This is a genomic window from Micromonospora sp. NPDC047812 (assembly GCF_040704175.1).
GTDB lineage: Bacteria > Actinomycetota > Actinomycetes > Mycobacteriales > Micromonosporaceae > Micromonospora.
The window spans coordinates 18,675-40,856 of record NZ_JBEYRY010000008.1 but is presented as its reverse complement, the minus strand read 5'-3'; the positions used below and the strand labels follow the sequence as shown (position 1 = coordinate 40,856).

Below are 22,182 nucleotides of genomic sequence, written 5' to 3'. Positions count from 1 at the left end.
CCGCCCTAAGCAGCCGACCGTAGAGAGGGAACCATGGCCAAGTCGGTCTTCTTTAGCTTCCACTACGAACGAGATGTGCACCGGGTGCAACTCGTGCGGAACATCAACGCCCTGGAGGGGCAGCCACTTCTAAACGCTCAACGATGGGAAGAGGTTCGGCGGAAGGGCGCCACCGCCATTGAAGAGTGGATTCACGGCCAGATGGCGTACAAGAAGGCGGTCATCGTGCTGGTCGGCCAGGAGACCGCTTCTCGGCCGTGGGTCATCTACGAGATTGAGAAGGCATGGACTGACAAGAAACCACTGCTAGGCATCCGCATCCATGGACTATCATCGTTCGGCACGACCGACAGGCTGGGCGCAAACCCGTTCGAAAAGGCTAACATCGGAAGCAGTATCCCCATTTTTGACCCCACGGCAACAGACTGGCAGGGCAACATCGATTCTCAAACTACGTATAAGAACCTTGCCACTAACCTGGAGTGGTGGTCAGGGCAAGGGGTAATCCGCTCGCGATGAGATATGACGCCGACTGCCCGTTCTGCGAGATCGTCCAGCGACGGGACCCCGATACCCGAGAAATCTTCCGCAACGAACATGTAGTTGCATTCTTTCCACTGGAGCCCGCGACCTTGGGCCACACGCTTGTGATTCCGCGGGAGCATATCCCCGACATCTGGTCGCTAGGCGAGGATGCTGCTTCTCATCTGGCACGAGCGACCCTTGGCCTGTCACGCGCAATAAGACGTGCAACCGAGCCCGAGGGCTTAAACGTAATCCAATCAAATGGAACTGCGGCCACCCAATCCGTGTTTCACCTACACGTCCACATCGTTCCCCGGTGGGCGAACGACGATCTAGGGCGGATTTGGCCTCCGGAGACAAGCTACTCCGAAAATCAAAAGGATGAAGTCTGGGAACGGATTCGAAACGAGTGCCAGGAAGCGAGCAGGGAGTGACCTATCCCCCTGAGAAGACCGCCGTGGACCCCGACGACCGGCGAAAGCACTTGGACTACATCCAAGCTGTCGTGACGCGGATGTCTGCGGCTTCCTCGGCCGCGAAGGGCTGGCTACTTCCGGTAGTCACTGCAACCTACGGCTACTCCTTAACCAAAAAGGATAGCTCCGTCGCCATTTTGGGCGTTGGTGCGGTGCTATTGTTCGGCTTTCTTGATGCGAATTACTTGCGGCAAGAAAAGGCATACAGGCGACTCTATGACGCGGTCGCACGCGGAACTAGAGATATCCCACTTTTCTCGCTCGACCCGTCACATGCGGACGATCCGATTACCCCGGCGGCCACGCGTCTACGAAAGATCCAACTACGCGTGCGGCGGTGGTTCCCAGATCGCAACGTTTGGCTCTCATGGTCGGTCGCCCCCTTCTACGGAGCGGTCGTCATTGTCGGCTGCTTGATCGCGTTGTTGGTCCGGTGATGACTCGTCGCCTCGTCGCTGAGGGTAGCTAAGACGGCTGTCTCTAAGTCCAGACAGGCAGCGCGATCGTCTCAGTTTCCGTCTCGTTCGATCACGTGCGAGGTAGTCCGGCCGGGTTCAGTCCCTAACCGACACTGCTGCTCGGTACGAAGACAACCGCCTCCGGATGCGAGACGACAGACTTGGAAAGCGTGTTGGGTTAACACCCTCACGAGTTCGAATCTCGTATCCTCCGCTCGCTGAGCAGCACGAACGCGAGGGCCGACCCCATCGGGGGAAGGCCCTCGTACCGTTTCTGCCGATGCGGCCCAGGAGCGTTCGGAGGCCGGGGCCGGGCCGGCGCTTCTCCGGCTGGTGCTGGACATCGGCATCGAGTCGCTGGCGCCGCTCCGGGGCGCGCTACGCGGCCGTGACTGGTCACGGCGTGATCCCCGCCGCACGTCGATCAACGAGCGCCGCCCGCGTCCTACGCTGACAGCCGCAACCGGCAGCGAGACAACCGGGCGGCGGCGACCCGCGGGCGACGACCGGCCCGGGGAGAGCGCAGACACGAGTGAACGCAATGCTGAACGTCGCCGAAGGGCTGGCGGTGCTGGCCGCCGGGGTCGCGGCGGGAGCCATCAACGCGGTGGTGGGCTCGGGGACGCTGGTGACCTTCCCGGTCCTGCTCTCCCTCGGCTATCCGCCGGTGGTGGCGAACGTGTCGAACACCGTCGGGCTGGTGCCGGGGGCGTTCTCCGCGGCGTACGCCTATCGCCGGGAGTTGGCCGGGCACGGCGGCCTGCTGGCCCGCCTCGGTGTCGCCGCCGTGCTCGGCGGGGTCACCGGCGGCGTACTGCTGCTGCTCCTGCCGCCCGGCGCGTTCCGGGCCATCGTGCCGGCGCTGATCATCCTGGCGTTGGTGCTCGTGGTGGTGCAGCCGCGGCTGGCGCGGGCGTTGGCCCGCCGGCGGCCGGTCGCGGACGACGCGGGCGCGTCGTCGGCCGGCGGTCAGGCGGTACGGCGGGTGGGGCCGATGCTGCTGCTCGGCGTCTTCGGCACCGGGGTGTACGGCGGCTACTTCGGCGCGGCCCAGGGAGTGCTGCTGCTGGGACTGCTCGGGGTGCTGCTCTCCACCGACCTGCGCTGGGTCAACGGGGTGAAGAACGTGCTCGCCGGCCTGGTGAACGGGGTCGCGGCGGTCCTGTTCGTCGTGGTGGGGAACGTGGCATGGCAGCCGGCGCTGCTGATCGCGGTGGGTTCGGTGGCGGGCGGCCTGGCCGGCGGCCGGTGGGGACGCCGGCTCCCGCCGGTGGCGCTGCGCGCCATCATCGTGGTCGTCGGGCTCGCCGCCCTGGTCAACCTGCTGCTCTGACCACCGAGCCGGGCACCGGCTCGCACCCGATTAATCCGGGCGGCAGGGCGACGGGTGGGCGCGGCGCGGCGGGTGGTCATCCGCGCGGGCGGGCCCAGGAGAGGAAGCGGTCGGCCAGCCGGGCCGGGCTCACGCCGGGGTCGAGCGTGGCGAGCTGTGCGGCGGCCTCGGCCTGGAGGGTCGCCAGGTGGACGGTGAGCGCGGCGCGGTCGTGGCGGTACTCGCCGAGCAGCCGCAGCTTCGCCGCCGAGCAGGGCCAGGCGATGCCGCACGCCCGGCACCGCCACGTGGGCCGGGTCGGGGTGTGCTCCCGGCGGCGACTCACCGCGCCACCGGTCCCGCCGCTCCGGCCGGGTCCTCCGCTCCGGCCAGGTCCGCTCCGACCCGGGCCGCGCCGACCCGGGCCGCGCCGACCTCCGAGGCATCGGCCCGGCAGGCAGCGCTCCGACAAGTCCCGGTCCCGGAAGCAGCGTTCCCGGAAGCAGCAGCCCCGGCGGCAGCGGTGGCGACCACCCGGGCGCGGTCGACGCGGATCGAGGCGAAGCGCTCACGGGGGTGGACCGTCCCGTCGGAGTCCACCTGGTGGCCGCGTACCTCGGCCCAGAGGCGACCCTCGAACGGGCCGACGCTCAGCACCTCGGCGATGCGCAGCGTCAGCGGGCCCTCGCCGAAGCGGTAAGCGTCGTCGGGGACGCGGATGGTCGTACCCGGGGGCCAGCCCATCGGTCGGTTCCGGGCGGGGGCGGCGGGCGGGGGCGGATCGTCGCGGTCGACGGGGAGGCGGGGCTCGCCCCGGTGCTCGGTGTCTGGGGCGCGGCGGGTTGGCACGGGCGGGACCTCCTTGGAGGCTCGACAAGTTCGCCCCGAAGGCCGGGACGTCGGGCTGGAGCGGGGCCGCCCCGCCCTCCCCGCCGGGGCGGCCCCGCGACTGACGCCGACCGCCGGGCTCATACGCCTCCACCGGCCGCGCCGTCTTCGTCACCCCAACTTGCCGCGTGTGAGCAGACAGATACAGCCCGTAGAGATATGGTCGCCAGATATTTGGGACATCCGATGGGAGGAGCCCGTGAACGACGCGCTCCGGGTGGCGCTCAGCGACACCGGGCACACGATCGAATCGCTCGCCGAGACCGTCGGCGTCGATCCGAAGACGGTCGGGCGATGGCTGACCGAGGACCGCATACCGCACGCCCGGCACCGGTTGACGGCGGCGGAGGCCCTCCGCCGGGACGTGTCGGACATCTGGCCGGACACTTCGAGACGTCGTGACCCCATCTGGTTTCGTCCGTGGCAGGAGATCGAGCGCGAGGCGGTGTCGCTGCGGTCGTACGAATCGGTGGTCTTGCCGGGCCTGCTCCAGACCGAGGCGTACGCGCGGGCCGTGCTGACCGACGGCGGTCTGTTCCCCCGGGGCGACGTCGAGCGGCACCTCGCGGCCCGGCTCGCCCGCCAGGGCATCCTGCGGCAGGACGAGCCGCCGCAGTTCACGGCCGTGATCGACGAGGCGGTGCTGCGCCGGCCGGTCGGCGGGCGGGCCACCATGCGCGAGCAGCTCCGGGCCGTCGTCAATGCCTGCGCCGAGCCGCACGTGCGGGTGCACGTCGTGCCGTCGTCGGTCGGCGCCTACGCGGGCCTGAACGGGCCGTTCGTGATCGCCAGCAGCCACGACCACCGGATCGCCGGCTACCTCGACAACCAGCTCCAAGGCCAACTGGTTAGCGATCCCGCGGACATCGCCGCCATGATGGCTGCGTGGGAGAACGTGCGCGGCGAGGCGCTGTCCCACTGGCAGTCGGTCGATCTCATCTCGGAAGTGGCGGAGACATGGAGCTGAACGGCGCGCGGTGGCGCAAGAGCAGCCGCAGCAGCGGCAACGGCGGCAACTGCGTCGAGGTCGCCGACAACCTGCCCGGCGTCGTCGCGGTACGCGACTCGAAGGACCCGGCCGGCCCGGCGCTCGCCTTCCCACCGGCGGCGTGGCGCGCGTTCGTCGAATCCGTCGCCGCGCGCACCTGACCGGAGTCCGGTAACGGCGGAGACGCGCCCAGGGTGGGGTGCGAGTGGAACACCACGGTTGTCTCCCGGCGCGGGATACACCCGTGGTGTTCCACTCGACCCACCCGCCCGCAGGGCACGCCCGCCGGGCCCGCCCCGGACGCCGGCCACGGCCGCCGGGTGCGACCCGGAGGCCGGCCCGCTCCGGCCGTCACGCTGGGTGCTGCGCTCCGGCTCCGCGCCCTTCGGGCGAAGGCCGCAGTTCGTCGCGGAACGGGCTGACAGAGCAAATCGCGGGGCGGTGCCGGTAGGGGACGATTCGGTACGGTGCGGAGGGCGGCGGAGGCGGCATTCGTCGTACACATGTTCCATCCACAGGCTGTGGACGGCGGAGGGCTCCCATGGGTTACCAGCTCAGCGCGGTCGTCGCGGACGCCGAGCTGCTCCGCGAGCAGACCGCCGACCTCGACCACGCGGTCCTGGGCGAGCTGCGTCAGGACTTCGCGCTGCTGCCGGTCACCCCACAGCTCGTCGAGGAGCTGACCGGCGCGCTGCCCGACTTCTCGGTGGCGGAGCGGTCGCCGGAGGAGCCGTTCCACCTGTCGCTCTCGGCACCCCTCGCCGACGCCCTCGCACGGTGGTCGCGGTCGGGCCCGGTCGCGTACCTGGAGGCGGAGTTCGCCGGCGGCGCGGGCTACCAGTCGGCGGTGGTGTGGCTCGGCGGTCGGGTGAGCTGGGGGCCGGGGTTCGACCGACTCTTCGACGGGCCGCGCGCCCAGTGGCCGCTCAACGCGGCGCTCACCCGGCTCGGGGCGGAACCCGGCGCATGGATCGATCCGTTCGCCGAGCTGGGCCTGCACGTCGAGCGGAGCACCGCCGGCTGGCTGGCGCACGGGCGCCGGCGGCTCAGCGCCGACTACTGGGACGAACTGGCCGAGGAGTGGGAAAACCGGCAATCTGCGGGCGGGCAGCAACCTGAACGGCCCGGTCCCGTTGGGGACTGGGGGATTCCATGAAATTGCGACAATTTGGCTTTATCGCCGCGCTGACGACGGCTGCCTGGGTTTCGGGCAGCGGCGCACATCCGCCGTCGTCCGGGTTGGACGGTCGGCCCGTCGGGGCCGTCGAGGTGGTCGACCTCAACGGCCTGCGCGACGTCGAGTTCGGCGACACCGAGGACGAGCTGACCCGGCGGGGCATCCTGCGCTCCGACGTCGACGCCTGCGGCCCGGCGCTCGCCGGGTACGACACGACCAGTCCCATCTTTGTCGACGACCGGCTGGTGCTGCTCTGGCTCGGCGAGGCGACGCGCACACCGCAGGGAGTCACCGCCGGCATGCCGGTCGAGGAGGTCCGTAGCCGCTACCCGTCCGTGCGCGAGCTCGATGCTCCACAGGGGACGTACCGGCTCGACGGGCTGCTCGCCCGGCAGGGCGACCGGGCGTACCTCTTCCTGCACGACGGACAGGCGGTGAAGAAGATCATCGCCGGATACGCCGACTGGGCCCAGCGCCTCTTCCACGAGGGCCACAGCCCCTGCTGACTACGGGACCGGCGGCCCTGACCACGGCTGGCCCATGGCGGTGACCCGGCTGTCGATCTGCCGGGCGGCGTCCTCCGGGTCGGTCAGGAGGGTGTTGATGGTCAGGTCCGCGTGCCCGATGATCGGGACCTCGTCCCAGCCTTCCGTGTCGCCGGTGCCGCGCTGCCCGACCCGCGCCTCGGCGATCTCCCGGGGGCACCAGAGGAAGGCCACGAGCCAGCGCGCGTCGGGGAAGGCGCCGGTGACGGCGTCGATGCCCTCGACGTGGCGGAGGTGGACCACCGGGACATGCTCGGCGAGCCGCGCCGCGAGTCCCGGCCGGTCGATGACGTGGGCGGCACCGTGCCGCCGGCTCTCCCAGACGATCTCGCCCCGCCGGCGGAGTTCCTCGATCTCGGTCGGGGTGGCCCTCCGGGGGCCGTTCGTAAGGCCCGGCCCGGCTTCGAGGCAGGGGAACAGGACGTACCGCTGGTCCAGCACCCCCAGGTAGCGGGTGATGGTGTCCTTCCCCACCGCCGGTGGGCCGTAGAGGACGACGCCGCGCTTCAAGCCGGCGCTCCGACCCGAGGAAGACATGGTCGGTCCTCTCGACGAGGGCATCCGGCCGGGTCGCCGGATCCTCGGACGTTATCAGTCGCCCCGTGCCCGACCGAGCGCGATGCACACGACGGTCGACGGCGCGCCGAAGCCGTCGGAGGCTCGCGGGAGCATCCGAAGCCCCGGAAGCATGGGCCCGGGAGTGCCGGGTAACCGCCGGGCATGGCGCGGTACACGAAGCCCGAACTCCGGGAGCAGATCAAGGAAGAGGTCAAGGCCTCCGACAAGGGCGGCCGGCCGGGACAGTGGTCGGCGCGCAAGTCGCAGCTGGTCACCCAGGAGTACAAGAGGCGTGGCGGGGGCTTCGTCGGCCCGAAGGACGAGCGGCAGAAGTCCCTACAGCGCTGGGGCGGCGAGCACTGGCAGACCAAGGAGGGCGACACGCGGGCGCGGCACGGCGACGAGACCAGCCGCTACCTGCCCGAACAGGCCTGGAAGGAGCTCTCTCCCGAGCAGCGGCGCGCGACCGACGCCAAGAAGCGGAAGGAGTCGAAGTCCGGCAGGCAGTTCGTCGCCAACACCGGGCCCGCCAAGCGCGCCCGCCGCAACGTCACCGCAGCCGAGCGGCTGTCGGAGCTGCCGGTGGCCGAGGCGACCAAGCTGGTCCGCGACCTCGACAAGGGCCAACTGAAGTCGGCCCTGCGCCGCGAGCGCGACGGCAAGTCCCGCAAGACCCTCATCAACCGCCTGGAGAAGGAACTGACCCGCCGCTGACGGGCGGCGGAGGCGGGCGGATCAGCACACCGCCCACGTGAGTCCCAGCCGCCCCGCACGGCGCTTCTCCAACTGCTCATGATTCGCCCTGGTCGCGGCCCCTCCTTTCGAGCAGGTTCCTCGCCCTGCCCTCGGAATTCGCGTCGGATGTGACCAGCAGGGCGACCGCCGCCGTGATGATGGCCGCCTGGACGGCGCCCGTCGCCGGGGCGCCGGCGTCGATGGTGGGGAGTTTCGGATAGAAGAACCCGAGGGCGCCCAACGCCAGCGCCGGTACCACCCGGCGAAGGACTTCGACCAGACGGGTCCTGACGCTGCGCCGGCCCTGGCCGCTCGCATCCGGCCAGCCGTCGACGCACAGCGACTCGACGTCGAGCAGCATCTCCCGCAGGACACTGTCGACCTGGGCCGGGGTCATGGCGTCGAACACCCGACGCTCGTGCAGTTCGAGGCGGGAGGCGAAGACCTGCGCCCGGTCACGGTAGATGCCCCGGTCCTCGTTGCCGCCGCCGTAGCTGCGTACGCACCGGTCCACGTCGAGAACCATCTCTGCCCGGTTGAAACGCATCGCCGAGACAAGCCGTCTCTTCACGCCGCTCTTTCGGATCCTCGCGCGGTTGCCGTCGAGGAACACGATCAGATGCAGATAGACCTCCATGATTATATGGGCCGGGGGAAGATATCCGTGGGCCCGCCGAGCGAGTAACTCTGCGGGTGACCGGTAGCCGGAGATCCGGTGTACGAAGTCGACCAGGGTCGTCGTCAGCCCGTAGAGGGCCGCGGTCAGCAGCAGGGTATGCACCAACGCCGTCACCCTCGCCCGATCATCCTGGTCGAGGTTCAGGCCACCTTCGCCCAGGAAGGCGCTCAACTGCTCGTTCCCGCCGCCCCGGATCATCCACCAGGTGAGCACGCCCAGCACGCCGAACTCCAGCACGTCGGCAGGCAGCGGAACGACGGAGAGGGGCGGAACACGGGCCGCGGCGAGGAAGGCGCGCGTGACCACCGCCCACAGAGTGAGCGCGAGGAAGGAAGCCCCTATCGCGATCACGATCGAGATCTCGACGTCGAGCAGTGACGCCGCCAGAAACGGCATCCCGATCACTCCGGCAGCGACCAGCAGGCCGCCCCCCGTCGACAGCATCGCTCGCACGATCCATTTCTGCTGGATCGCCGAGTGGACGGCGATGCGACGTATCGCCGCGACGACGGGCTCCGGCAACCCCTTGTCGCCCGGACTGTGCCGCACGGCGACGCCCGACCAGTCCCTGCGCAGCGAGCGGGCCGACGGGAGTGCGCGGAGCGCCGGCCAATGCCGGATCCGCCCAAGGACGTTCAGCGCCGCAAGTCTGAGAAACTGCCCCTGCTCTTTCCACCGAGCGCTGACCGGCATCCGATGCTTCTCCCGTAAAGGCGGACCATCGGGGCAGAGGGTAGTGCCGCCTGTCAATTCGTGAGCTGACAGGCGTCCTCGCATGCAGCCCTCGCCGGAGCGGGTGCGAGTCGCGAGGGCCTGTTCACACCGGCCACAAGCAGAACGCCCGGTGCGATCCTCGCGGATCGTCCGGGCGTTCTCGCATGTCACGAGCGGTGGCGGCGGGATTTGAACCCGCGGAGGGCGTAAACCCTCACACGCTTTCGAGGCGTGCTCCTTAGGCCACTCGGACACGCCACCGCCGAGAAGGGTACATGACCCCGGGTTCGGACGCCGAACCGGTATGCCCCGGGGCGGCCTGGCAGGATCCTTGCCATGAGTACGCACATCGGCGCGAAGCCGGGAGAGATCGCCGAGCGGGTCCTGATGCCGGGCGACCCGCTGCGGGCCAAGTGGATCGCGGAGACCTACCTCGAGGGCGCGCAGTGCTACTCGACGGTCCGGGGCATGCTGGGCTTCACCGGCCGCCACAACGGCGTCGAGGTATCCGTCCAGGGCTCCGGCATGGGCATGCCCTCCGCCTCCATCTACGCCCACGAGCTGGTCAACGAGTACGGCGTGAAGAGCCTGATCCGGGTCGGTTCCTGCGGGGCCCTGACCGAGGACCTGCGGCTGCGCGACGTGATCGCCGCCATCGGCTCGTCCACCGACTCGAACATGAACCGGATGCGCTTCGACGGGCTGATCGACTACGCCCCGGTGGCCGACTTCGGGCTGCTGCGTACGTCGGTCGAGGTGGCCGAGCGGCGCGGCATCGCGATGCGGGTCGGGCCGATCCTGGCGGCGGACGCCTTCTACACCGACCGCCCGGACCTCTACGACGCCCTCGCCGACTACGGCGTGCTGGCGGTGGAGATGGAGTCGGCGGCGCTCTACACGATCGCGGCCCGCTTCAAGGCCCGTGCCCTGACCCTGCTGACCGTCAGCGACCACATCAAGACCGGCGAGAAGACCACCTCCGAGGAGCGTGAGCAGACCTTCAGCCAGATGGTCGAGATCGCCCTGGACACGATCGTCGCCTGAGTTCCACTCGGCAACCGCCCCGTCGTCCCTCCGGACGGCGGGGCGGTTTCGTGACCACGGTCACGCGGATAAACTGTACGAACGGTCGTGCTTATTTATTAGCCTCAGCCCATGACAGTCGACGGACGCGTCGCGCGGGGCGACCGGACCCGCGCCGCCGCGCTGGACGCCGCCGTGGTCCTCGCCACCGAGGTCGGCCTGCACGGGCTCTCCCTCGCCCAGCTGGCCGACACGCTCGGCGTCAGCAAGTCCGGCCTCTTCGCGCACTGGGGTTCCAAGGAGGCGCTCCAGCTCGCCACGGTCGACCGGGCGGTCGAGCAGCAGCGGGAACGGGTCATCGAGCCGGCCCTGCGCGCCCCCCGGGGCGTACGGCGGCTCTGGGCGCTGCACCAGGCCCGGATCGACTTCTTCGCCGCCCGGGTGCTTCCCGGCGGTTGCTTCTTCGCCAGCGCCGACTTCGAGTACAACGCGCGTCCCGGCCCGGTCCGGGACCGGCTCGCCGAGGTGTTCGGCCGCTGGACCGCGTTCCTCGAACAACTCGTCCGCGAGGCGGTCGCCGCCGGCGAGCTTCCCGCCGACGTGGACGTTTCTCAGCTGGCGTACGAGATCGACGCGCTCGGGATCACCGCCGCGATGCGCTCCCGCCTGCTGGACCCCGACACCGCCTACCGGCACGCCCGCCAGGGCCTGCTGAACCGCCTGCGGGCGCTGTGCCCCGATCCGAACCTGCTACCGGAAGGCATCTCATGAGCCACGCCATCGTCGACCAGCCCGCCGCCGAGTTCGGTCACGTCGCGCACGTCGCGGTGCACTTCGACGACCTCGACGCGTTCGGCCTGCTGCACAACGCCCGGTACGCGGTGCTGCTCGAACGGGCCCTGACCGGGTACTGGGCGGAGCACGGCGTCTCGTTCCAGGGCGGGCGGCACAGCGCGCCGGACGTCTTCCACGCCGTACGCGAGTTCACCATCAGCTACCGGACGCCGGTCACCGGGACCGGACCCGTGGCGGTGCACTTCTGGCTCGACCACTTCGGCACCAGCAGCGCCCGGTACGCCTACCGGTTCCAGTCGCTGGACGGCGGCACGGTGCACGCGGAGGGCGCGCGGGCGATCGTCCGGCTCGACCCGGCGACCCTGCGCCCCACCCCGTGGACCGACACCGCCCGCGCGGTGGCTGCGACCCTGCTCCGGCCCGCCCCGACGGGTGCCTGAGCCCGTCAGCGGAAGAAGGCGCGCAGGATGGCGGCGCTCTCCGACTCCAGGATGCCGCCGTAGACCTCCGGCCGGTGGTTGAGCCGGCGGTCGCGCAGCACGTCCCACAGCGACCCGGCCGCCCCGGTCTTGGGCTCCCAGGCGCCGAAGACCACGGTGGACACCCGGGACAGCACCAGCGCCCCCGCGCACATCGTGCAGGGTTCCAGGGTGACGACCAGGGTGCAGCCGTCGAGCCGCCAGCGGCCCAGCCGTTCGGCGGCCCGGCGCAGCGCCAGCACCTCGGCGTGCGCGGTCGGGTCGCCGGTCAACTCCCGCTCGTTGCGCCCGATCGCCAGCTCGGTGCCGTCCGGCCCGTAGAGCACGGCGCCGACCGGGATGTCGTCGGCGGCGTCGGGGCCCGCGCCGGTCGGGCTGTCGGGCCCGGTCACGGCCACCTCCAGCGCCCGGCGCATCCACAGCTCGTGCCGCTGCCGCCGGCCGGCGCCGTCCGGCTCGGCCAGCCCCTCGTGGGCGCCGGGTCCGACCCGGCCCGCCGCGCCCGGGGTCGGCTGCCCGGGGCGTACGGTGCCCAGCGCCGGATCGGTGGCGTCGGCCGGCTCGGCGCCGCCCGCCCCGGCCCGGCCCGGCCCGGACGGCTCAGACCTCACGCAGTTCCTCGACCTCGTCGGCGCAGCCGAGCACCTGGCACACCTCGGCGGTGACGTCGCCCGGCATCATGCCCTCCCGCGTGCAGAGGTTGAGCAGCTTCTGCGCGGAGATGCCCAGGTCGGCCAGGAGGTCGGCCTCGCCGACCGGGTCGGCCTCGGGGTCGACGGCGGGCTGCTCGGTGTCGTCGTCGCCGCGGCCGGACGGGCGCGGCTCCTCGGTGTCGTCCAGCCCGGTCACCGAGGTCTTCAGGTCGCCGACCAGCAGGGCGCCCAGCCGGGACTCCTCGGCGTAGGCCGAGTCGGAGCCGAAGACCCGCAGGTCCTCCCCCTCGTCCAGGCGCATGACCACCAGGTACGTGTCGTCCGCCTCGACGAAGAGCAGCGACAGGTCGGCGTCGGAGTCGACGTCGCGCAGCCGGTCGGCGACGTCCTCGATGTCGGTGACGCCCCGCAGGTTCACCTCGGCGGCCGTCCAACCGCTGTCGTCACGTACGACGGCCGCAGCGAAGTACGACACGGTTCCCCCAAAAGAGCCTCGGCAGGCCGACCCGTTACGCGTGCACGTTAGCCGGTCGGGTCGGCAGGCGACCGGTCAACGCCCCGAAGGGCCGGTCAATCCTGGGGAAAGTCTGCCTGTCGTCAGCCGGCGACCCGGCGCCGGGTGGCGATCAGCTCCCGCAGGCGCTCGCTGCGCACCCGCTGCGGCCGTACGCGCTGGCGTACCGCCCGGGCGCCCGCCAACTCGGCGAGGAGCTGCTGGCGACGGCGGCTGCGCTCGGGATCGAGCCGCGGAGTGGTCCAGGCCATACCGCCGAGGGTGCCGAGTTCGGGCGGCCACGTCAAGGCGGGATTCGCTGCGCAGCCGGCCCGCGACGCAGCGCAGCCACGGGCCCGCCGGAGCGGGTCCCGGGAGGCGGGTCGCGGCCCGGGTGGAAGGGGCCGGACCGGGCTCACCAGAGCGGCCAGTCCCCGCTCGACGCCCACCGCACCGTCACGATGGCGGCGGCGATGCTCCACCCGCCGGCGGTGACGATCGCGATCCCGGTGGCCACGCCCCGGTCGCCCGCGCGGACCAGCAGCAACGCGGCCAGCCAGGCCAGCCCGCCGGCCAGCAGCGTCCACCAGGCGTACCCGGACACGCCACGACCGAGCAGGCCGAACAGGAGCAGCCAGACGGCCGCCACGGCGGCGCCGGACGCGACGCCCGCGCCGGTGACCGGGTGCGGTTCGCGGTAGGTGGGCTGGGACGGCGGCCCGGACGGGAAGAGCCCCGAGGGGACCCGTGGCGCCGGCCGGAACCCGGCGTCCGGCTCGGGCGGGAAGGCGTACCGTCCGGTCGTCATCGACCCCTCCCCTTCTGCCGTGCGCCTCCACCACCGTACCGACTCTGTCAGGATGACCGGATGCCCTCGCCGACGATCGGACGCCGCGCGCGCCCGGCGTACCCGGTCCTGCTGGTGCTCGTGCCGGTGCTGGCCGCCGGCTGCGCGACGACGCGGCCCGGGACGACGCCCGGCGAACCCCGCCCGAGCCTGCCGGCGACGGCCGCGCAGCCCGCGCCGCCGGCCGCCAGCCCGACCGGCGCCGGCACCCCGACGGCCGCCGCCCCGACCGGCCCGTCGACCGCGTCGACCCGCGCCGGGCTGCCGCACGTCTTCCCGGTACGCGCGGCGAACGTCGCCTACCACCCGACCCACTCGGCCTACCCCGGGACGGACATCTTCGCCGACTGCGGCGAGCCGGTCGTGGCGGTGACCGACGGCGTGCTGCTGGAGGTCAGCCGGGTCGACCGGTTCGACAGGCGCGGGCCGCGGGGGCCGCACAACGGCGGGCTGTCGGTGTCGCTGCTCGGCGACGACGGGGTGCGCTACTACGGCTCGCACCTGCGCCGCATCGCCGACGGCATCGACGCCGGGGTACGGGTGCGCGCCGGGCAGCGGCTCGGCGAGGTGGGCCGGACCGGCAACGCGAACAACGTCTGCCACCTGCACTTCGGCATCTCCCCGCCGTGCACCGGCCGGGACGGCTGGTGGATCCGCCGGGGCGTGGTCTGGCCGGCGCCGTACCTGAACTCGTGGCGGCGCAAGGGCAACAAGGAACCGGCCGCCGAGGTGGCCGCCTGGCACCGCCGGCACGGCTGCCCGAAGGCGCCGCCGGCCGCCTGACGACCGCTCCCGTTTGTCGTCATCAGCGCTTCATCGGTCGGAAACATTGACGGAAGTCTCGGCGCTGGGCTAGCGTCCCGCTGCAAGAGAGCGCTCTCTGAGGCCCCTTTCCACACAATTCGCCCGCAGAACGCGCCCGTCCCCGACCGGCGCTCCCCGACCGGAGGCACTGTGACACCTCCTGCGACACGCCGCACCTGGGCCGTGGCGGCCACCTCCGCCCTGGCCCTCGCCCTCGGCGGCCTCGCCGTCGTGACCACCACCCCCGCCCAGGCCGCCACCGTCGGCGCCGGCAGCTACACCACGGACCGCGTGGGCCCCCTGCCCACCGGCTGCGGAGACATGACCACCAACCCCCGGCAGTTCGCCACCGCCGACGCGCCCGCCGGGCCGATCCCCACCAACGACTGGTGGTCGTCGCTGCTGTGGAAGCGGACCAACTGCTCCTACAGCGAGCCGCTGCACGCGCACCCGGTCTCCTACCAGCCGGCCGGCGACGGCCTCGGCCTGTCGGCCACCTCCACGCCCACGATCAGCGGCACCGCCACCGGCGTCGGCGAGTTCAAGTACACGTACTCCGAGGACATCCGGGTCGGCATCGCCGGGCTCGGCGCCCCGGTCGTCAAGGTCGACGGCTGGACCGACTGGACGGTCACCCCGTACTGGAACGACGGCGCCCGGACCCTGCGCGCCACCATCGGCCACGGCCTGCCGTTCGCGTACTTCCGCACCAGCGGCGGCGACGCCCTGGTCAACGCCACCGGCGGCAGCGCCACGGTCTGGTCGAACAGCGGCGCCACGATCGGCTTCACCGTCCGGGGGCACGACTACGTCGCGTACGCGCCCACCGGCGCCACCTGGTCCGTCAACGGTGGACGGATCACCTCCAACCTGGCCGGCAGGGGCTACTTCTCGGTCGCCCTGCTGCCCACCACCCCGAGCACCGACGCCGCGTCCCGCGCCGAACTGGCCACCACCTACGGCCGGTACGCCCACGCGCACGTCACCGGCACCCGGGTCTCGTACGCCTACGACCAGGCGACCAGCACCGTCAACACCACGTACGCCCTCACCACGACCGCCCGGGAGGGCACGGCGAACCAGACGGTCGTCAGCCTCTACCCGCACCAGTGGCGGTCGCTGACCGGCTCCACCCCGCTGGTGCTCACCTACCCGTCGGCGCGCGGCCGGATGAAGGTGCTCACCGGCGTCAACGCGTTCCGCACCTCGATGAAGTTCAACGGCGTACTGCCGGAGGTCCCCGCCGTCGCCACCGGCACCGGGGCGGACCTGACGACGCTGCGCAACCACCTGGCCGCGGTCAGGGGCAACCCGATGGACCAGCGCGGCGGCGACACCTACTGGACGGGCAAGGGCCTGGGCCGGGCCGCCCGGATCGCCGAGATCGCCGACCAGGTCGGCGACGCCGAGACCCGGACCTCCGCGCTGAACGCCATCCGGAGCACGCTCAACGACTGGCTCACCGCCACGCCCGGCGAGACCGAGGGCGTCTTCCACTACGACCGCAACTGGGGGACCCTGATCGGCTACCCGGCCTCCTACGGCTCCGACCAGGAACTCAACGACCACCACTTCCACTACGGCTACTACATCGCCGCCGCCGCCACCCTGGCCAAGTTCGACCCGACCTGGGCCCGGCAGGACCAGTACGGCGGCATGATCGACCTGCTGATCCGGGACGCGAACAACTACGACCGCAGCGACAACCGCTTCCCGTACCTGCGCGACTTCGACATCTACGCCGGGCACGACTGGGCCGCCGGGCACGGCTCGTTCAACGCCGGCAACAACCAGGAGTCCTCGTCCGAGGGGATGAACTTCGCCAACGCCCTCATCCAGTGGGGGCAGGCCACCGGCAACACCGCCGTACGCGACGCCGGCATCTTCATCCACACCACCCAGGCCGCGGCGATCCACGAGTACTGGTTCGACGTGACGAACGAGAACTACCCGGAGGCGTTCGGGCACTCCACGGTCGGCATGGTCTGGGGCGACGGCGGCGCGTACGCCACCTGGTTCAGCGCCGACCCGGAGATGATCCAGGGCATCAACATGCTCCCGGTCACCGGCGGGCACCTCTACCTCGGCCAGTACCCGGCCTCCAACCGGGCCAACTACCAGGAGCTGGTGCGCAACAACGGCGGGGAACCGACCGTGTGGCAGGACATCCTCTGGCAGTTCCTGGCGCTCGGCGACCCGGACGCGGCGCTGGCGAAGCTCCGCGCGAACCCCGGGTACACGCCCGAGGAGGGCGAGAGCCGGGCACACACCTTCCACTGGATCCGCAACCTCGCCGCCCTCGGGACGGTGCACACCCCGGTCACGGCCAACCACCCGCTGGCGGCGGTGTTCCAGCGCAACGGCGTCCGCACCTACGTGGCGAGCAACATCACCGCCGCGCCGCTGACGGTCACCTTCTCCGACGGCACCCGGCTCGCCGTGCCCGCCGGGAAGACGGCCACCAGCGGGGCGTACACCTGGAGCGGCGGCACCGCGACCGGTGGGGTCACCGGCACGCCGCCGCCCACGACCACCCCGCCGACGACCACCCCGCCCACCACGGCCCCGCCGACGACCCCGCCGCCCACCACCCCGCCGCCGTCGGCGGACTTCCCCACCCGGTACCTGCTGCCGGGTGGCGGGCTGGCCGCGGCCGGCGGCCCGGCGACCGCCACGGTGGCCGGCGCGGGCGGCGCGAACCGCGACGGCACGCCGACCAACCCGCAGGTCTTCACCGCGACGGGCCTGGACCTGGCGTACGGCGGCGGGCAGACCGCCTTCGACCTGTTCCTCGACGCCGGCAACGCGGTCGGCAACGGGGTGCAGGTGCGGGTCTCCTACGACCTGACGGGCAACGGCAGCTGGGAGCGGGTGGAGACGTACCGCTACTTCGCCACCGACCCGGTTCCCGGGTACGAGCGCTACACCCAGCAGAGCGGCCTGCACTCCGCCACCGGCGCCCTCGGCAACCTGTCGAACGGCACCGTACGGGTGGAGGTCTGGTCGGCGATCGGGAACAACCCGACCACCCTCGGTATCGGCGACCGGTCGCTGGTGAAGCTGCCGCACTCCTGATCCCGTGAGCCTCCGCGCCGTCGGTCGTCTGACGACCGGCGGCGCGGAGGCGTATTTTCCATGGCATGAGCGCCCGGGACCCCATCGCCGACCTACGCCGGATCGCCTTCCTCCTGGAACGGGCGAACGAGGCGACCTACCGGGTCCGGGCGTTCCGGTCGGCGGCCACGGCCCTCGCCGCGCTGCCGGGAAGCGAACTGGCCGAACGGGCCCGCGCCGGCAAGCTCACCGAGCTGTCCGGGGTCGGCGACGTCACCGCCCGCTGCGTGGCCGAGTCGCTAGCCGGCGAGGAGCCGGTCTACCTGCGCCGGCTGCTCGCCACGGAGGGCACGGACCTGGACGCGGCGGCCACCGCGTTGCGCACGGCGCTGCGCGGTGACTGCCACACCCACTCCGACTGGTCCGACGGTGGCTCGCCCATCGAGGAGATGGCGCTCGCGGCGGTCGAGCTGGGCCACGAGTACGTGGTGCTGACCGACCACTCGCCCCGGCTGAAGGTGGCCCGGGGGCTGACCGCCGACCGGCTGCGCCGGCAGCTCGACCACGTGGCGAAGGTCAACGACGCGCTGCCGGAGGGCTTCCGGATCCTGACCGGCATCGAGGTGGACATCCTCGCCGACGGGTCGCTCGACCAGGACGAGGAGCTGCTGGCCCGCCTCGACGTGGTGGTCGGGTCGGTGCACAGTGGCCTGAACGACGACCGGGCGAAGATGACCCGGCGGATGCTGACCGCGATCGCGAACCCGCACCTGGACATCCTCGGCCACTGCACCGGGCGGATGGTGGCGTCCCGGCCCGCCGGGGTGAAGGGACCGGGCGACCGGGCGCACCGGCCGCGTACCCGGGCGGAGAGCGACTTCGACGCCGACGCCGTCTTCGCCGCCTGCGCCGAGCACGGGGTGGCCGTCGAGATCAACTCGCGGCCGGAGCGGCAGGACCCGCCGAAGCGGCTCATCCGCCGGGCGCTGGAGGCGGGCTGCGACTTCGCCGTCAACACCGATGCGCACGCCCCCGGGCAGCTCGACTGGCAGCGGTTCGGCTGCGAGCGCGCCGCATTGTGCGGGGTGCCCGCCGACCGGGTGGTCAACACCTGGGACGCCGACCGGCTGGTCGACTGGGCCCGCGGGCACGCCGCCGGCTGACCCCTGGCTGCCGTACTGCCGGACGGCGCCCTGGCCGGCGACCCGGACGATGGCCCCCCGCGACCCGGGTGGTGGCCGGCGATGGCCGGCGGTTCCCGGGCGATGGCCGGCGGTTCCCGGGCGATGGCCGGCGGCCCGCTGTCGAGCTGCCCCGTCCGTGGGACCACGTCGCAGCGGGCCCGACGGTCCCCGTGGTGACGGCCGGGGCCGCTCAGCAGCGGGCAGCCGGCGCGGCAGGCACCGCCGGGTCGGCCGCCCCGGAGGAAACGGGCTGCACGGCGGCGGCCGGCACGGTCGTGGCATCCGCCGGCACGGTCACGGTGGCGGCCGACACGGTGGTGGCGGCGGGCACGGACGGCTCGGGGGCACGGGCCGTGGACGGCCCGGCGACACCGGCGGGTGCGGGCCGGCGGCCGATCAGGCCCTGCGAGACGGCGACGCCGAACAGCACGATGAGCGCGCCCACCGGCTGGTGCCAGGTGAGCCGCTCGTCGAGGGCCAGGGCGCCGATCAGCACCGCGAACACCGGCACCAGGTAGGTCACGGTAGAGGCGGTGCTCGCCCCGGCGACCCGGATGTTGCGCAGGTTGATGACGAAGGCGAGGCCGGTGCCGAGCGCGCCGAGCGCGAGCACGCTGCCGAGCACCTCGGCCGAGAGGCCGGTCGGGGCCGGCGGCGCCCCCGCCACCAGCGGCGCGACGACCGCGAGCTGGGCGGTCGCGACCAGCAGCTGCGCCGCCGAGAGCGAGAGCCCGGAGTGCGCGCTGCCGGCGACGAACTTCTTCTGGTACGGGATGGCGACGCCGTAGCAGGCGGCCGCGCCCAGGCACATGAGCTGCCCGGTGAAGTGGGCACCGCCCACCCCCTGCCAGACCCCGAGCACCACCAGCACCCCGGCGAAACCCAGCGCCATGCCGACCGCCCGACGCGCGGTCAGCCGCTCGGTGCGGAACACCAGCACGGCCAGCGGCAGCACGATGAGCGGGGTGGTGGCGTTCCAGATGCCCGCGAGCATCGACTCGACGCGCTGCTCGCCGTAGCCGAACAGGGTGAACGGCACGGCGACGCCGAACGCGGCGACCACGGTCAGGTGCGCCCAGACCCGGGGCTCGGCGGGCAGCCGGTCGCGGAGCACGACGAGCACCAGCAACAGGGTCGCCGCGCCGGCGGCGACCCGGTAGAGGGTGAGGTGGAGTGGATGCAGCTCCCCAATGCCGATCTTGATGAACAGGAAGCTGGAGCCCCAGATGGCGGCCAGCGCCAGGAACCCGGGCAGCCAGCTCCGCAGCGCCGCCCGGTCAGGAGTGGAATCCACTGTCACCCCTGACACTCTGCCGCAGCCGTACGACGAAGTCCCGCGACTTTTTCCACGCCGTGTCGATCACCACAGAAACCGCCTAGCCCGGTGACGCGTTGGCCACTGCGAGGAGGCGCACGCCGTGGCGTGCCGCCCTGAACACGCAGAACGCGTTCGACAACCCGGCGGTGCCCTCACGTAGGGTCGCAGCGTGGGACGAATCGATGACCTCGCGAACCGCTACGTGGCCGAGTGGGCGCCGCTGAGCCCGATCGGCGCCACCTACGTCGGCATCGCCGGCTACGACGACCAGCTCGACGACCTGTCGCCCGACGGATACACGGCCCGCGCGGAGCTGACCCGGCGGACGCTGGCCGAACTGGACATGACCGAGCCGGAGTCGGAGGCGGAGCGGACCGCCAAGGAGGCCATGCAGGAGCGGCTCGGCCTCGACCTCGCCCGCTACGACGCCGGCGAGGCGAGCAGCGAGGTCAACGTGATCTCCAGCGGTCTGCACGAGGTCCGCATGGTCTTCGACCTGATGCCGACCGAGGGTGACGACGCCAAGGCCAACGTGGCGGCCCGGCTCAACCGCTTCGCGAGCACCCTGGAGGGCTACAAGGCGACGCTGCGCGAGGCGGCCGCCGCCGGCCACGTCAGCGCCCGGGTCCAGCTCGTTGAGGTCGCCAAGCAGTGCGACATCTGGGTCGACCCGGACGGCGACAACTTCTTCCACGGGCTGGTCGAGCGGCTGGGCGCCGACGGCACCCTCGGCGCCGAGCTGCGGCGGGGCGCGGCGGCGGCCACCGCGGCGACGGCCGAGTTCGGCCAGTTCCTCCGCACCGAGCTGGCCCCGCTCGGCCGGGAGAAGCAGGCCGCGGGTCGCGAGCGCTACGAGCTGGCGTCGCAGTACTTCCTCGGCGCCAGGGTCGACCTCGACGAGACGTACGCCTGGGGATTCGAGGAACTGGCCCGGCTGGAGGCCGAGATGCGGGCGGTGGCCGGCCGGATCGTCGGCCCGGGCGCCACCATCGACGAGGCGGTCGAGGCGCTCGACGCCGACCCCGCCCGGACGATCCGGGGCAAGGAGGCGTTCCGGGACTGGATGCAGGCGCTCGCCGACAAGGCCATCGGCGACCTGCACGGCACCCACTTCGACATCCCGGAGCAGGTACGCCGCATCGAGTGCTGCCTCGCCCCGACCAGCGACGGCGCGATCTACTACACCGGCCCGAGCGAGGACTTCTCCCGCCCCGGGCGGATGTGGTGGGCGGTGCCGCAGGGCGTCACCGACTTCTCCACCTGGCGCGAGGTGACCACCGTCTTCCACGAGGGCGTGCCGGGTCACCACCTCCAGGTCGCCCAGACCGCCGTCCGGGCCGAGCTGCTCAACCGCTGGCAGCGGCTGCTCTGCTGGGTCTCCGGGCACGGCGAGGGCTGGGCGCTCTACGCGGAGCGGCTGATGGACGAGCTGGGTTACCTGGAGGATCCGGGCGACAAGCTCGGCATGCTCGACGGGCAGGCGTTCCGGGCCGCCCGGGTGATCGTCGACATCGGCATGCACCTGGAGCTGGAGATCCCGAAGGACAACCCGTTCGGCTTCCACCCCGGCGAGCGCTGGACGCCGGAACTGGGCTGGGAGTTCATGCGGGCGCACTGCCGGGTGCCGGACGAGAACCTGCGTTTCGAGCTGAACCGCTACCTCGGCTGGCCGGGGCAGGCCCCCTCCTACAAGGTGGGCGAGCGGATCTGGCTCCAGGCCCGTGACGAGGCGAAGGCCCGCAAGGGCGCCGACTTCGACCTCAAGGAGTTCCACCGCCAGGCGCTCGACCTCGGCTCGCTGGGGCTCGACCCGTTACGCAAGGCGCTCGCCCGCCTCTGAGCCGGCGGTGCGGGGCCGGAGGGACACCGGCCCCGCACCGGGTGGTGGTGGAGTGAGGTCAGGAGAGGGTCAGCTCCAACGCCGGCCGGGCGGTCAGCGTGTCGCTGGTGACGAACGCCAGCTCCATGGCCGGCTCGGTGAAGGTGATCGGAACGGGTGACGTGACCGGCAGGCCGTCGGGGAACGGCAGGTCCGGGGTCAGCGTGATCTTGATGCCGAGCAGCCGCCCGACGAACCGGGTGGCGTAGAAGGCGACGTCCCCCTGCACCGTCAGCTCGTCCGTGGCGAACCGCATCGTCCGGTCGGCCGGCCCGGGTGCGCGGAGCAGGAAGTCCTCGGTCACCGCCCGGTCCATCGTGAACTTCAGGACCCGCAGGCTGCCGTCGGCGGTGGGCAGGTCGACGATGCCCTCGAACCGCAGCCCGTCCATCGTCACCTTCGAGCCGGTGAGCTTCGACGGCACCGCCGCCACCACCGGCTGCCCGGGATCGGGGGCGACCCGCGGCAGTGGTTCGCCCGCCACCACGTCACCGGGCCGGCCCGGCGTCGGGCTGGCCGGCGCGCACGGCGTGCCGGGAGCATCAGGCCGAGCCGAGGCTGTGGCGGTGGGCCTGGCCGTCGTCGAAGCGGTGGGCCT

Annotated in this window: 26 protein-coding genes and 1 tRNA gene; 16 read left to right on the top strand and 11 right to left on the bottom strand. The window is 72.0% G+C overall.

Annotated elements, in window-relative coordinates:
* Positions 1-33 precede the first annotated feature (33 nt).
* From AB0883_RS24760 to AB0883_RS24745, 4 genes are all read left to right on the top strand, one after another.
* Entirely contained in the window at positions 34-519 is a 486-nt protein-coding gene (locus AB0883_RS24760) for a TIR domain-containing protein (RefSeq protein WP_366643630.1), read from the top strand.
* Complete coding sequence (locus tag AB0883_RS24755; RefSeq protein WP_366643629.1) at positions 516-959, top strand: HIT domain-containing protein; 444 nt, start codon at positions 516-518, stop codon at positions 957-959. The genes AB0883_RS24760 and AB0883_RS24755 overlap by 4 nt, the downstream gene beginning before the upstream one ends.
* 23 nt (positions 960-982) lie before the next feature.
* Positions 983-1,438 (top strand): hypothetical protein, encoded by a 456-nt coding sequence (locus tag AB0883_RS24750; protein ID WP_366643628.1) that lies wholly within the window; start codon positions 983-985, stop codon positions 1,436-1,438.
* A gap of 562 nt (positions 1,439-2,000) precedes the next feature.
* Entirely contained in the window at positions 2,001-2,792 is a 792-nt protein-coding gene (locus AB0883_RS24745) for a sulfite exporter TauE/SafE family protein (protein ID WP_366643767.1), read from the top strand.
* Between the two features lie 76 nt (positions 2,793-2,868).
* Here the strand turns inward: AB0883_RS24745 and AB0883_RS24740 are convergent, their stop codons facing one another.
* A complete protein-coding gene (locus tag AB0883_RS24740; protein WP_366643626.1) occupies positions 2,869-3,117 on the bottom strand; it encodes a flavin reductase in 249 nt (82 codons plus the stop codon).
* A complete protein-coding gene (locus tag AB0883_RS24735) occupies positions 3,114-3,620 on the bottom strand; it encodes a hypothetical protein (protein WP_366643624.1) in 507 nt (168 codons plus the stop codon). Before AB0883_RS24735 ends, AB0883_RS24740 begins: the two co-directional genes overlap by 4 nt.
* Positions 3,621-3,858: 238 nt before the next feature.
* Between AB0883_RS24735 and AB0883_RS24730 the strand changes: the two genes are divergently transcribed.
* The 4 genes from AB0883_RS24730 (at position 3,859) to AB0883_RS24715 (ending at position 6,330) form a co-directional block, all read left to right on the top strand.
* Positions 3,859-4,626 carry a helix-turn-helix transcriptional regulator gene (locus tag AB0883_RS24730; protein ID WP_366643765.1) on the top strand — a complete coding sequence of 256 codons (768 nt, stop codon included), beginning with the start codon at positions 3,859-3,861 and terminating at the stop codon, positions 4,624-4,626.
* On the top strand, positions 4,617-4,808 hold the full coding sequence (locus tag AB0883_RS24725) for a DUF397 domain-containing protein (RefSeq protein ID WP_366643623.1): 192 nt from the start codon (positions 4,617-4,619) through the stop codon (positions 4,806-4,808). The genes AB0883_RS24730 and AB0883_RS24725 overlap by 10 nt, the downstream gene beginning before the upstream one ends.
* A 380-nt stretch (positions 4,809-5,188) precedes the next feature.
* Positions 5,189-5,803 carry a hypothetical protein gene (locus AB0883_RS24720; protein ID WP_366643622.1) on the top strand — a complete coding sequence of 205 codons (615 nt, stop codon included), beginning with the start codon at positions 5,189-5,191 and terminating at the stop codon, positions 5,801-5,803.
* On the top strand, positions 5,800-6,330 hold the full coding sequence (locus AB0883_RS24715; protein ID WP_366643621.1) for a hypothetical protein: 531 nt from the start codon (positions 5,800-5,802) through the stop codon (positions 6,328-6,330). The genes AB0883_RS24720 and AB0883_RS24715 overlap by 4 nt, the downstream gene beginning before the upstream one ends.
* Here AB0883_RS24715 and AB0883_RS24710 read toward each other — a convergent pair whose 3' ends face one another.
* Positions 6,331-6,906, bottom strand: a complete 576-nt coding sequence (locus AB0883_RS24710; RefSeq protein ID WP_366643620.1) for a kinase — start codon at positions 6,904-6,906, stop codon at positions 6,331-6,333.
* A gap of 183 nt (positions 6,907-7,089) precedes the next feature.
* Between AB0883_RS24710 and AB0883_RS24705 the strand changes: the two genes are divergently transcribed.
* Positions 7,090-7,641, top strand: a complete 552-nt coding sequence (locus AB0883_RS24705) for a DUF5872 domain-containing protein (protein WP_366643619.1) — start codon at positions 7,090-7,092, stop codon at positions 7,639-7,641.
* A 76-nt stretch (positions 7,642-7,717) separates the two neighbouring features.
* Here the strand turns inward: AB0883_RS24705 and AB0883_RS24700 are convergent, their stop codons facing one another.
* Positions 7,718-9,034 (bottom strand): hypothetical protein, encoded by a 1,317-nt coding sequence (locus tag AB0883_RS24700; protein ID WP_366643618.1) that lies wholly within the window; start codon positions 9,032-9,034, stop codon positions 7,718-7,720.
* Between the two features lie 195 nt (positions 9,035-9,229).
* Positions 9,230-9,316: transfer RNA gene (locus AB0883_RS24695), tRNA-Ser, on the bottom strand.
* 75 nt (positions 9,317-9,391) lie between these two features.
* Between AB0883_RS24695 and deoD the strand changes: the two genes are divergently transcribed.
* The 3 genes from deoD (at position 9,392) to AB0883_RS24680 (ending at position 11,313) form a co-directional block, all read left to right on the top strand.
* Complete coding sequence (gene deoD, locus AB0883_RS24690; protein ID WP_366643617.1) at positions 9,392-10,099, top strand: purine-nucleoside phosphorylase; 708 nt, start codon at positions 9,392-9,394, stop codon at positions 10,097-10,099.
* 111 nt (positions 10,100-10,210) lie between these two features.
* Entirely contained in the window at positions 10,211-10,849 is a 639-nt protein-coding gene (locus AB0883_RS24685; RefSeq protein WP_366643616.1) for a TetR/AcrR family transcriptional regulator, read from the top strand.
* Complete coding sequence (locus AB0883_RS24680) at positions 10,846-11,313, top strand: thioesterase family protein (protein WP_366643615.1); 468 nt, start codon at positions 10,846-10,848, stop codon at positions 11,311-11,313. Before AB0883_RS24685 ends, AB0883_RS24680 begins: the two co-directional genes overlap by 4 nt.
* Before the next feature lie 5 nt (positions 11,314-11,318).
* On the opposite strand, the gene AB0883_RS24675 is transcribed toward AB0883_RS24680, so the two are convergent.
* From AB0883_RS24675 to AB0883_RS24660, 4 genes are all read right to left on the bottom strand, one after another.
* A complete protein-coding gene (locus tag AB0883_RS24675) occupies positions 11,319-11,768 on the bottom strand; it encodes a nucleoside deaminase (protein ID WP_366643763.1) in 450 nt (149 codons plus the stop codon).
* Between the two features lie 184 nt (positions 11,769-11,952).
* Positions 11,953-12,480 (bottom strand): tRNA adenosine deaminase-associated protein, encoded by a 528-nt coding sequence (locus AB0883_RS24670; RefSeq protein WP_366643614.1) that lies wholly within the window; start codon positions 12,478-12,480, stop codon positions 11,953-11,955.
* Between the two features lie 122 nt (positions 12,481-12,602).
* Positions 12,603-12,770 carry a hypothetical protein gene (locus AB0883_RS24665; protein ID WP_165947875.1) on the bottom strand — a complete coding sequence of 56 codons (168 nt, stop codon included), beginning with the start codon at positions 12,768-12,770 and terminating at the stop codon, positions 12,603-12,605.
* 143 nt (positions 12,771-12,913) lie between these two features.
* The gene (locus AB0883_RS24660) at positions 12,914-13,306 is read right to left on the bottom strand and encodes a hypothetical protein (protein ID WP_366643612.1); all 393 of its coding nucleotides are present in this window, start codon (positions 13,304-13,306) and stop codon (positions 12,914-12,916) included.
* Between the two features lie 60 nt (positions 13,307-13,366).
* Here AB0883_RS24660 and AB0883_RS24655 point away from each other — a divergent pair, with 60 nt between their 5' ends.
* The 3 genes from AB0883_RS24655 to AB0883_RS24645 all read left to right on the top strand — a co-directional run bounded on the left by AB0883_RS24655 (position 13,367) and on the right by AB0883_RS24645 (position 18,366).
* On the top strand, positions 13,367-14,128 hold the full coding sequence (locus tag AB0883_RS24655) for a M23 family metallopeptidase (protein ID WP_366643611.1): 762 nt from the start codon (positions 13,367-13,369) through the stop codon (positions 14,126-14,128).
* A gap of 171 nt (positions 14,129-14,299) precedes the next feature.
* Positions 14,300-17,224: a glycosyl hydrolase gene (locus AB0883_RS24650; RefSeq protein ID WP_366643609.1), complete on the top strand. Its 2,925-nt coding sequence runs from the start codon at positions 14,300-14,302 to the stop codon at positions 17,222-17,224.
* A gap of 65 nt (positions 17,225-17,289) precedes the next feature.
* Entirely contained in the window at positions 17,290-18,366 is a 1,077-nt protein-coding gene (locus AB0883_RS24645; protein WP_366643608.1) for a PHP domain-containing protein, read from the top strand.
* A gap of 211 nt (positions 18,367-18,577) precedes the next feature.
* Here AB0883_RS24645 and AB0883_RS24640 read toward each other — a convergent pair whose 3' ends face one another.
* A complete protein-coding gene (locus AB0883_RS24640) occupies positions 18,578-19,687 on the bottom strand; it encodes a DMT family transporter (RefSeq protein ID WP_366643607.1) in 1,110 nt (369 codons plus the stop codon).
* 187 nt (positions 19,688-19,874) lie between these two features.
* Between AB0883_RS24640 and AB0883_RS24635 the strand changes: the two genes are divergently transcribed.
* Entirely contained in the window at positions 19,875-21,545 is a 1,671-nt protein-coding gene (locus tag AB0883_RS24635; protein ID WP_366643606.1) for a DUF885 domain-containing protein, read from the top strand.
* A gap of 58 nt (positions 21,546-21,603) precedes the next feature.
* Here the strand turns inward: AB0883_RS24635 and AB0883_RS24630 are convergent, their stop codons facing one another.
* On the bottom strand, positions 21,604-22,068 hold the full coding sequence (locus AB0883_RS24630; protein ID WP_366643604.1) for a hypothetical protein: 465 nt from the start codon (positions 22,066-22,068) through the stop codon (positions 21,604-21,606).
* Positions 22,069-22,182: the final 114 nt, after the last annotated feature.

Bases quoted from the DNA above. Each gene is read 5' to 3' on its own strand.
- AB0883_RS24645 (WP_366643608.1), top strand. From the start codon at position 17,290: ATGAGCGCCCGGGACCCCATCGCCGACCTACGCCGGATCGCCTTCCTC.
- AB0883_RS24745 (WP_366643767.1), top strand. From the start codon at position 2,001: ATGCTGAACGTCGCCGAAGGGCTGGCGGTGCTGGCCGCCGGGGTCGCG.
- AB0883_RS24755 (WP_366643629.1), top strand. From the start codon at position 516: ATGAGATATGACGCCGACTGCCCGTTCTGCGAGATCGTCCAGCGACGG.
- AB0883_RS24660 (WP_366643612.1), bottom strand. From the start codon at position 13,306: ATGACGACCGGACGGTACGCCTTCCCGCCCGAGCCGGACGCCGGGTTC.
- AB0883_RS24655 (WP_366643611.1), top strand. From the start codon at position 13,367: ATGCCCTCGCCGACGATCGGACGCCGCGCGCGCCCGGCGTACCCGGTC.
- deoD (WP_366643617.1), top strand. From the start codon at position 9,392: ATGAGTACGCACATCGGCGCGAAGCCGGGAGAGATCGCCGAGCGGGTC.
- AB0883_RS24680 (WP_366643615.1), top strand. From the start codon at position 10,846: ATGAGCCACGCCATCGTCGACCAGCCCGCCGCCGAGTTCGGTCACGTC.
- AB0883_RS24710 (WP_366643620.1), bottom strand. From the start codon at position 6,906: ATGTCTTCCTCGGGTCGGAGCGCCGGCTTGAAGCGCGGCGTCGTCCTC.
- AB0883_RS24760 (WP_366643630.1), top strand. From the start codon at position 34: ATGGCCAAGTCGGTCTTCTTTAGCTTCCACTACGAACGAGATGTGCAC.
- AB0883_RS24715 (WP_366643621.1), top strand. From the start codon at position 5,800: ATGAAATTGCGACAATTTGGCTTTATCGCCGCGCTGACGACGGCTGCC.
- AB0883_RS24705 (WP_366643619.1), top strand. From the start codon at position 7,090: ATGGCGCGGTACACGAAGCCCGAACTCCGGGAGCAGATCAAGGAAGAG.
- AB0883_RS24675 (WP_366643763.1), bottom strand. From the start codon at position 11,768: ATGCGCCGGGCGCTGGAGGTGGCCGTGACCGGGCCCGACAGCCCGACC.
- AB0883_RS24685 (WP_366643616.1), top strand. From the start codon at position 10,211: ATGACAGTCGACGGACGCGTCGCGCGGGGCGACCGGACCCGCGCCGCC.
- AB0883_RS24700 (WP_366643618.1), bottom strand. From the start codon at position 9,034: ATGCCGGTCAGCGCTCGGTGGAAAGAGCAGGGGCAGTTTCTCAGACTT.
- AB0883_RS24725 (WP_366643623.1), top strand. From the start codon at position 4,617: ATGGAGCTGAACGGCGCGCGGTGGCGCAAGAGCAGCCGCAGCAGCGGC.
- AB0883_RS24665 (WP_165947875.1), bottom strand. From the start codon at position 12,770: ATGGCCTGGACCACTCCGCGGCTCGATCCCGAGCGCAGCCGCCGTCGC.
- AB0883_RS24720 (WP_366643622.1), top strand. From the start codon at position 5,189: ATGGGTTACCAGCTCAGCGCGGTCGTCGCGGACGCCGAGCTGCTCCGC.